We start from the raw sequence: 8,738 nt of genomic DNA on the forward strand, positions 1-8,738 counted from the left end.
ATATCTGGCCGAAATATCTGGCCGAAATATCTGGCCGGGATAGCTGCCAGGCGGTTTACAGCGGCAGACGAGAAAAGCCGAGCCATTGGCGCCGGCGGCGGCGCAGCAAAGGTCGGCGGGGTCCTTCCACACCATCTGTGTGTCGTGTCCCGCAGTGAACAAGTTGCCATCCGTACTGACATCCAGGAAGGCGCCATACTTAAAGAGGGCCTTCTCGTCCGCCCGGAGCTGCGCGGGGCTGTTCGCCCGTTTACCCGGCTGATCCCATCGCGGGGTTTTCGCCGGAGGCGGGGGTCTCGGGATTTCCGGCGTGTTCGAATGTTCCCGTCGCCGCGAGATGATCGGCCCAGCGCTGCGCATCGGCGGCGAGGCGAGCTTTCACGGCTGACGGTATCAGTTGACGCGTTCGAACACAGCAGCGAGGCCCTGCCCGCCGCCAATACACATGGTTTCCAGGCCGTAGCGCGCTTCGCGGCGGTCCATCTCGCGCAGCATGGTGGCGAGGATACGCCCGCCGGTGGCGCCTACCGGGTGGCCGAGCGAGATGCCCGAGCCATGGACGTTGAGGCGGTCGTAATCTTCCTTGGTGAAGCCCATCGCCTTGGTGCAGGCGAGGACCTGCGCGGCGAAGGCTTCGTTAAGCTCGATCAGATCGATGTCCTTCAGCGCCAGGCCCGCCTTCTTCAGCGCTTTCTCCGTGGACGGAACAGGACCTATACCCATGACGGCCGGGCCGACACCGGCGACGGCCCAGGAGACCAGCCGGGCGAGCGGTTTCAGGCCGTGGGCCTCTGCCATCTCGCGCGTCATCACCAGCAAGCCGAGGCGCCGTCATTCTGGCCGCTGGCATTGCCGGCGGTGACGGTGGCATCGGCGTCCTGTTTCAGGCGGATGGCTTTCAGCTTGCCGAGCACTTCAAGGGTAGAGTCCGCACGCGGATGTTCGTCCTGCGTGACAACCGTGTCGCCCTTGCGGCCTTTGACGGTTACCGGGATGATCTCTTCAGCGAAGACGCCGCTCTTCTGCGCGGCGACGGCCTTGGCGTGTGAAGCGGCGGCGAACTCATCCTGCGCGGCGCGCGTGATCTGGTAATCGCGGCGGAGGTTCTCGGCGGTTTCGAGCATGCCGCCGGGCACGGGGAAGTTCCTGCCGCCCGCGGTGAGACGGCCATTCACAAGGCCGTCATGCACGGTCATATTGCCCTGGCCGAGGCCCCAGCGCCAGTTGGTGGAGTAGAACGGCGCATTGCTCATCGATTCGGCGCCGCCCGCAATCACACAGTCCATTGCGCCGGTGGCGATCTGCATGACGGCGTTGATGATCGCCTGCAGGCCCGAGCCGCAGCGCCGGTCGATCTGCATGCCGGTGACTTCGACGGGCAGGCCTGCATCGAGCGCGACGACGCGGCCAAGGGCCGGCGCGTCCATCGAGGGATAGCATTGCGCGAAGATGACATCGTCCACCTTGTCCTTCGGCAAGCCGGTGCGGGCCATCAGGCCTTCGACGACCGCGGCGCCGAGGACATGGGCGTGGACATCCTTGTAGGATCCGCCGAAGCCGCCGACGGCTGTACGGACCGGCTCGACAATCACGACATCGCGCATGGTGTTCTCCCGAGGTTTTTTGCTGCGCTTTAGATAGGCCGGGGCCGGGCCGGGTGGCAACCGGGTCCGGGCGTATGCCGCAGCGGCATGGGTGTTAGACAGTGGCGCAGCCTGCCGGGCGGGGCACGGCAAGGCTTACATGAGCTGGAACTTAGAGACTACCACAGGATCTCGCCCATGATTGCCCCGATCTTCGTTTCGCACAGCTCGCCGACGCTCTTGTTCGATGACGTGCCGGCGCGCGATTACCTGGGCGGGCTGGACCACGGCGCCCGGGTGGCGCTGAAGCTGATGTATCCGGAGGCTGACATTCCGGTGTTGCAGCTGTCGGTGCAGACACATCTGGGGCCGGCGCACCACCTGAAGCTGGGTGAGGCGCTGCGGCCGCTGGCGGACGAAGGCGCGCTGATCCTCGGCAGCGGCAGCTTCACGCATGACCTGTGCAGCGTGGAATGGCGCGCCAGCAATGCGGCGCCGGAGTGGGTAACGGAATTTTCGGACCGGGTAATTGCGGCGCTGGCCGAAGCGCAGATCGAAGATCTGCTCGACTACCGGACGCTGGCACCTTTCGCGGCGCGCAACCATCCGGCCGGGGAGCATTTCCTGCCGCTGTTCGCGGCGCTTGGGGCGGGCGGACTGCATGCGGCGCAGTTTCACCCATCGCTGACGTTCAGTGTGCTGAGGATAGATGCATTCGCGTTTGCCGGATGAGCCCTATCCCGTCTTCCGCAAGCGATAGAGGGGTTCCAATGCCTAACCCTGCTGGTCCCTGCCCCGCGCTGTCACTTGCTTGCGCGCCTCTTCCACCGCCGAGGCCGAGACCGAGCTCGAGTGATCAATCGAGCGTTTCACTTCTTCCTTCATCGCGGCGGCGAAGGTCATGCCAAACCCGTCGTCGATCAGGGCCTTGTACTTGAACAGGAGGTCCGGGTTTGTAGAAGTCATCTCGGTGGCGAGCTGCAGCGCGGCTGAGACGAGGTCTGCTGCCGGGTAGACGCGGTTGACGAGGCCCCATTTCTCCGAAGTATGCGCGTCGAGGAAGTTGCCGGTGAAGGAGAGTTCCTTGGCGCGGCTGATGCCGATGAGGCGCGAGAGCTTCTGCGACAGGCCCCAACCCGGCACGATGCCGACGCGGGCGTGGGTATCGGCGAACTTGGCGTTCTCCGAGGCGAGCAGCACGTCGCACATCAGGGCAAGCTCAAAGCCGCCAGTGATAGCGAAGCCGTTGATCGCGCCGACGATAGGCCAGGGATAGGCTTCCAGCGCGGCGAGCATGTTGATCGATTTGGAATCTTCATCAGCGCCGAGGGCGAAACCGGTCTGACCGGCTTCCTTCAGGTCGATGCCGGCGGTGAAGGCGCGGCCCTTGCCGGTGAGCACGACGGCGCGGATGGCCTTGTCGTCCTTCAGTTCGGTGAAGACGCGCACGATCTCGGCCCGCAGGGCGCGGTTCAGCGCGTTCAGCGCATCCGGCCGGTTCAGCGTGACGAGGGCAACGGCGCCGCGGCGCTCGACGAGGACAATGGGTTCGGACATGGCGGAAGCTCCCTGAGGTTTCTGCTCAGGGTGATACCGCCGCCTGGCGCCCGGCGCAAAGCCTGACCTCGCGGCGCCTCTAAGCCTTCTTCTTCGTGACGAGGCGGAAGACGGCGATGGCGAGGGCCACCACCGCGATCAGCGCCGCTATGAGGAACAGGCCCGTTTTCAAGGGCGTCACCCAGGCCTTGGCGTCCAGTGCGTCAGCGGTACCCGACAGGGCCAGCGCCTGGACCGTGTTTTCCGTGAGATCCACAATCAGCACGGCAAAGGCCGGAATGGCAGCCGGAACACCCCATTCTCCGAAGAAGCGCCAGGCGAGCCCCGCAAAGAGCAGGCCGAATGAAACAGGGAACGCCGTATCCACCAGAACGGTCACCCAGAAATGCACGGACTTCTGCTCCGGCGTCATGGCGCCGAAGGTTTCCCGGATCGCGAGAGGCTCGTCCAGCATGTCGAGAAACTGGCCGCCGACCGCAGGCGTGAAATGCTGGAACGCAAAAGTGCAAACTAGCATGAGTACAAAGAGCGCCCAGAGGACCGGCGTGCGGGTAATGAAGGTCATGTCGTGATCTCCGGATCTGCGCCGAGGCTGCGCGCGAGGGTTTCCAGCTCGGTCTGGACGGATGCGAGGGCGGACTTGTCTGGCGAGCGCGCGACGAGAGCGACGCCGTGATCCTCGATGCTGCCATACCAGGGATAGGAGCCGATGCCGACGGCAGGAAATTCCTTCGCGATCTCGCCGAGGCGGGTGGCGAGGTCGCCTTCACGCAGGCCCTTGCCGCGCACAGTGACCTTGTGGATGACCGCGCCGGTCTCGAGCCGGTGGCCTATGTCTTCCAGCATGGCGCGGGCGATCTGCGGCACGCCGGCGAGCGTGAACACGTTGCCAGTCTGGAAGCCCGGCGCGCCGGAGACGGGATTGGCGATGAGGATGGCGCCATGTGGCACGCGGGCCATGCGGCGGCGGGGCGCCGTGAACTCGGTATTCATTGCGGCGTAGCGCGCAGCCATGTCGCGCATCGCGTCCGGGTGCTCGGAAATGCCGACGCCGAACGCGGCCGCGATGGCGTCCGCGGTTATGTCGTCATGCGTCGGACCGATGCCGCCGGTGGTGAACACGTAAGTGTATTTCGCGCGCAGGTCGTTGACGGCGGCAACGATCTCTTCCTGAACGTCGCAGACAGTGCGCGCCTCGCGGACCGGGATGCCGAGCGGCTCCAGATATTGCGCAACCTGCTGGAGGTTGATGTCACGCGTGCGGCCGGAGAGAAGCTCATCCCCGATCAGCAGGACGGCGGCGGTGGGGTCGGTCATTCGGGCTGGCTCATCGCTTCATAGACGAGACTGGCGGACTCCGTGCGCATCTGGCGGTCGAGCGATCGGCCGAAGACCTGGATCAGGCCGATGAAGTAGAGCTCGTTCGCAGGATCGACCCAGAACCAGGTACCGGCCGCGCCGCCCCACATGAAGGAACCCTTCGGATAGTCGCCGCCGTCAGCCAGAATCACGGCGACATCCAGACCGAACCCTGCGCCGGAGTTCTCATTCGCCGTCACGCCGTCGTGGCCGAGATAGACGCCCTCGGGCAGCACATTGGTCGCCATCATCTGAACGGTTTCCGGCTTCAGGATCTGCACGCCTTCCAGCGTACCGCCATTCGCCAGCATGCCGGCAAAGCGGGCATAGTCGTTCATCGTCGAGACGAGACCGCCGCCGCCGGATTCGAAAGTGATCGTGTCCGCGCGGAACAGGAAAGCGGGCATGGGCAAGGCCTCGCCGAGCGCGCCGGTTTCCGGATCGCGGCCCCAGACATCCGAGAAGCGGTCATATTCGGCCTCCGGAACGAAGAACCCGGTATCCTTCATACCGAGGGGCTCGAACAGCCGTGTACGGAAGAACTCGCCCAGTGTCTGGCCGGAGAGCCGCTCGATCAGCGCGCCCTGCAGGTCAACGCTGATGGAATAATCCCAGGTCGTGCCAGGCTGGGTTTTCAACGGGATCGCCGCGACGCGCTTCACGAGATCATCAAGGTCGGCTGAACGAAACAGTCCGGCGGATCGGAACTGGTCATCCACATAGTTTCCGGGCGCGAGGCCGTAGCCTAAACCAGCCGTGTGGGCCATCAGCTCCCGGACAGTCGGCGCGCGGCTGGCAGGCACGAGAATAGGCTGGCCGGCTTCACCGAGGCCGGTGAAGACCTGCAGGTTTTCAAACTCCGGGAAATACATCGTGATCGGATCGTCCAGTTCGAACGCGTCCTCTTCCCAGAGCACCAGAAGGGCCGCGCCGGTGACCGGCTTGGTCATCGAATAGATGCGCCAGATCGTATCGTCCTCCACCGGCGCGCCGTCCGCCTCGCGGCGGCTGCCGGCCCGGGTGTCGCTGATCACCTCGCCGCCTTTCACGAGGCGCGTGGCAATGCCCTTGATGCGGCCTTCGTCGATATAGGCCGCCATACGCGCCTCAAGCGCGGAAATGCCCTCGGCGCTGAAGGCGGGCGGCTGGGGCCGGGCGAGGGAGAGCGGCTGCGGCGCGGGCGGCGGCGGGGCCACCGGCGCGCTCGCGCAGGCCGCCAGCAAAAGGGCCGCGCCCGCCCAGACTATACCGATTGTCCGCATCTGATCCTTCCCGTTCCGGCCCTGGCCTGATTTCCTGGCCTGATTTCCTGGCCTGATTTCCTGGCCTGATTTCCTGGCCGGATAACTGGCAGGGGCCGGGCGTTTCGGCAAGAAGGGAGTGGAAAACACGGACCCGGCCTGCCATATTGCCCCGATGAACGACACCAACCTTATGCTGCCGATGCGCACCGGCGCAATCCGCACCCACGGCCCCGAGGACTTCGAGGGCATGCGGCGCGCGGGCCGGCTCGTGGCCGAATGCCTCGACATGCTCGTGCCGGAAGTGAAACCCGGCGTGACGACCGAACATCTCGACAATCTCGTCTACCAGTTCGTCAACGATCATGGCGCAACGTCGGCCACCATAGGTTACCGGGGGTATCGCCACGCTTCGTGCATCTCGGTAAATCATGTCATCTGCCACGGTATCCCCGGCCTGAAGGCGCTGAAGGACGGCGACATCGCGAACATCGACGTGACGCTGATCATCGATGGCTGGCACGGCGACCATAGCCGGATGTACGGCGCAGGTGAAGTGAAGCGCAAGGCCGAACGACTTATGGAAGTGACCTATGAGGCGCTGATGGCCGGCATCGCGCAGTTAAGCCCGGCAACCGTTTCGGCGATATCGGCGGGGCGATCAGCGAGATCGCCCGTCTGAACCGCTGTGCCGTAGTCGACGATTTCTGCGGGCACGGCCTTGGGCGTCTCTTCCATGACGAGCCGAATGTGGTCCATTCCTCCGCCTACGGAACAGGCCCGGAGCTGAAGCCCGGCATGTTCTTCACCATCGAGCCGATGCTGAACCTGGGCCGCAAGGACGCCGCCATCCTGCCGGACGGCTGGACCGCCGTGACGCGCGACCGCCAGCTCTCGGCCCAGTTCGAACATTCGGTCGGCGTGACCGAGACGGGCGTGGAGATTTTCTCCGCTTCGCCGAAGGGCTGGCATGAGCCGTTCAAGGAAAAGGCGTAGAGCGCAGGTTCCAAATTTGTCAGCCTGGCGAAGGCTGGATGACGACAAATGAACTAAACGTCAGGACGCAAGTGCGATCTGGCGCGATACACCCACCCGCGCCAGAAACGCCGCGTCATCGCTGACCACCCGTAGCGCGCCGTCATAGGCCAGCAGCCCCGCTTCGACCGCTTCCAGCGAGGCGATGTCGAGATGATTGGTCGGATCGTCGAGGATCAGGAGTTGCAGCGGCGCCGGGCCGCCAAGGACGCAGGCAAGGCCCGCGCGCAGGCGCTCGCCGCCGCTGAGCGCGGCGACCTGTTGCAGCGCCGCGTCCGCGCGGAAGCGCAAGCGCGCGAGCGCGGAGCGGCAAGCATTTTCCGCCGCTTGCGGATCAAGACGGCGGAAGTTGCCGAGGATGGTCTCGCCGGGCAGCAAGAGGCTCACGTCCTGATCCGGCATCACGAAGGGCACAGACATGCGCGCCTCGCCCGCGAAGGGCGCGAGGCTGCCGGCGATGACCTTGGGAAGTGTCGACTTGCCGGAATCGTTCGGGCCGGAAAGCGCGATCCGTTCGGGTCCGCGCATGTCGAAAGACAGTCAGCGGTGGATCGGCGCGCCGGGTAATAAGCCCGCAGCGACGTCCCGCAAGGCGAGCACCGCTTTACCGGCGGCAAACCCGGAAGACGGCAGCGTCACCTTCAGGGTCTCAGGGATCTCGATATGCTGCCGCGCCGCCCGTGCAGCAGTCTCTGCCTCGGCGATCTGGCGTTCGGAGAGGTGCTGCAGATCCCCGCTTGAGGCTTCCGCACGCCGCTTCATGGCGCCCAGCAGGAGGCGCGGCGCGCCGCCCTTCGCCGCCTTGCGCGTGCCCGCGCCGGCCTTGCGGACCTTGCGTTCGGCGGCGGCCTGAACCTTCCCGCGCGTCTCGCCCAGCTGGCGCTCGGCTTCAGAGAGATCGCGGTGCGCCGCGCCGGGTTCCAGCGCCTTGCGCGCCTCGAACGCGCTCCATCCGCCGCCATACCGGCGCGCGCCGAGGCGCGTCAGCTCAACGATTGCGTTCATGCCTTCGAGGCGTTCGCGGTCATGGCTGACGACCGGCGCGCCGCCGCGCCAACCCGCGAGCAGGCTTGCCACTGCCTCATGGCCTTCGCGGTCGAGATTGTTCGTCGGCTCCTCCAGCAGCAGGAAGTCCGGCTCCGTGAAGACCAGCGCCGCGAGCCCGGCGCGCGCGCTGGCCGCCGGAGAGGGCGGCGAGCCGGGTTTCAGGCGCCGCGTCGAGGCCTGCCCGGCCCAGCGCTTCGGCGAGGTGCGCCTCCAGCGTCCAGTCAGCGTCCTCCCAGGCGTCTGCCTCGCCCGTTTCGGCGCGGCGCAGGGCGGCGAGTGCAGCGCGCCAAGGCGCCCGGCCATACAAGACCCGGCCCGCAGACGGCGCGAGTTCTCCCGCGATCAGCCGGAGCAGCGTCGACTTGACGGCGCCGTTCGCGCCGGTGAGTCCCGAGCGTCCCTGATTGAAACTGAAGTCAAGGTCTGAAAATAGAACCCGGCCGTCAGGCAGGGCAAAATTCAGCGAAGACCGGGTGATTGAAGCGCTCATGGTGCGTGCTCGTCCGGCAAATTGATCCGAGGGCAGTCGATTTGCAGGCGAGCTCCATGGCGCAGCGGCTCCTGGAGGTAGCATTCGCCGCGTAGTTGGGCCTGCTGCGCGGGCATTTCAACGCGCAAGGCCGGGGCAAATGAACCCTGGCGGGCCCTGCCCTGACGATAAGGCTTGCAGGCGGCAACGGGCAGGTTACCGTCGCTCCACATCAGAGCGCGCCACCAGAAGCGTGCATTCCCCTGGGAGGCGAGAACCAAAATGACGGCCACTGCAGCTGCGGCTGACAGCGCGAACGGGCATATCACGGGCTTCGGCTCAAAGGGCTATCGCTCTTATGTCCTCGTTTCGCTGACGCTTATCTACACGCTGAACTTTATCGACCGCACCATAATCACGGTCGTCGCCCAGCCGATCATCAACACG

At 65.5% G+C, this 8,738-nt stretch carries 6 protein-coding genes and 3 pseudogenes; 2 read left to right on the top strand and 7 right to left on the bottom strand.

The features are described from left to right. Positions 1-250: 250 nt before the first annotated feature. Both WEA77_RS14835 and WEA77_RS14840 read right to left on the bottom strand, forming a co-directional pair. A complete protein-coding gene (locus WEA77_RS14835; protein WP_368068648.1) occupies positions 251-382 on the bottom strand; it encodes a hypothetical protein in 132 nt (43 codons plus the stop codon). An 11-nt stretch (positions 383-393) separates the two neighbouring features. Further along, positions 394-1,604 (bottom strand): annotated as a pseudogene (locus tag WEA77_RS14840) (acetyl-CoA C-acetyltransferase). A gap of 177 nt (positions 1,605-1,781) precedes the next feature. Here WEA77_RS14840 and WEA77_RS14845 point away from each other — a divergent pair. Next, on the top strand, positions 1,782-2,315 hold the full coding sequence (locus WEA77_RS14845) for a class III extradiol ring-cleavage dioxygenase (protein WP_368068649.1): 534 nt from the start codon (positions 1,782-1,784) through the stop codon (positions 2,313-2,315). Between the two features lie 42 nt (positions 2,316-2,357). On the opposite strand, the gene WEA77_RS14850 is transcribed toward WEA77_RS14845, so the two are convergent. The 4 genes from WEA77_RS14850 to WEA77_RS14865 form a co-directional block, all read right to left on the bottom strand. Further along, positions 2,358-3,140, bottom strand: coding sequence for an enoyl-CoA hydratase (locus tag WEA77_RS14850; protein ID WP_368068650.1), 783 nt, complete (start codon positions 3,138-3,140; stop codon positions 2,358-2,360). A 79-nt stretch (positions 3,141-3,219) separates the two neighbouring features. Beyond that, positions 3,220-3,705 (bottom strand): hypothetical protein, encoded by a 486-nt coding sequence (locus tag WEA77_RS14855; RefSeq protein ID WP_368068651.1) that lies wholly within the window; start codon positions 3,703-3,705, stop codon positions 3,220-3,222. Beyond that, positions 3,702-4,457, bottom strand: a complete 756-nt coding sequence (locus WEA77_RS14860) for a competence/damage-inducible protein A (protein WP_368068652.1) — start codon at positions 4,455-4,457, stop codon at positions 3,702-3,704. The genes WEA77_RS14855 and WEA77_RS14860 overlap by 4 nt, the downstream gene beginning before the upstream one ends. Beyond that, positions 4,454-5,761 (bottom strand): serine hydrolase domain-containing protein, encoded by a 1,308-nt coding sequence (locus WEA77_RS14865; protein WP_368068653.1) that lies wholly within the window; start codon positions 5,759-5,761, stop codon positions 4,454-4,456. The genes WEA77_RS14860 and WEA77_RS14865 overlap by 4 nt, the downstream gene beginning before the upstream one ends. A gap of 154 nt (positions 5,762-5,915) precedes the next feature. On the opposite strand from WEA77_RS14865, the pseudogene map reads away from it, so the two are divergent. Then, a pseudogene (gene map, locus WEA77_RS14870) lies at positions 5,916-6,736 on the top strand (type I methionyl aminopeptidase). Positions 6,737-6,796: 60 nt separating this feature from the next. On the opposite strand, the pseudogene WEA77_RS14875 reads toward map, so the two are convergent. Then, positions 6,797-8,312, bottom strand: a pseudogene (locus tag WEA77_RS14875) (ATP-binding cassette domain-containing protein). Positions 8,313-8,738 lie beyond the last annotated feature (426 nt).

It is taken from the genome of Hyphomonas sp. (genome assembly GCF_040882205.1).
GTDB lineage: Bacteria > Pseudomonadota > Alphaproteobacteria > Caulobacterales > Hyphomonadaceae > Hyphomonas.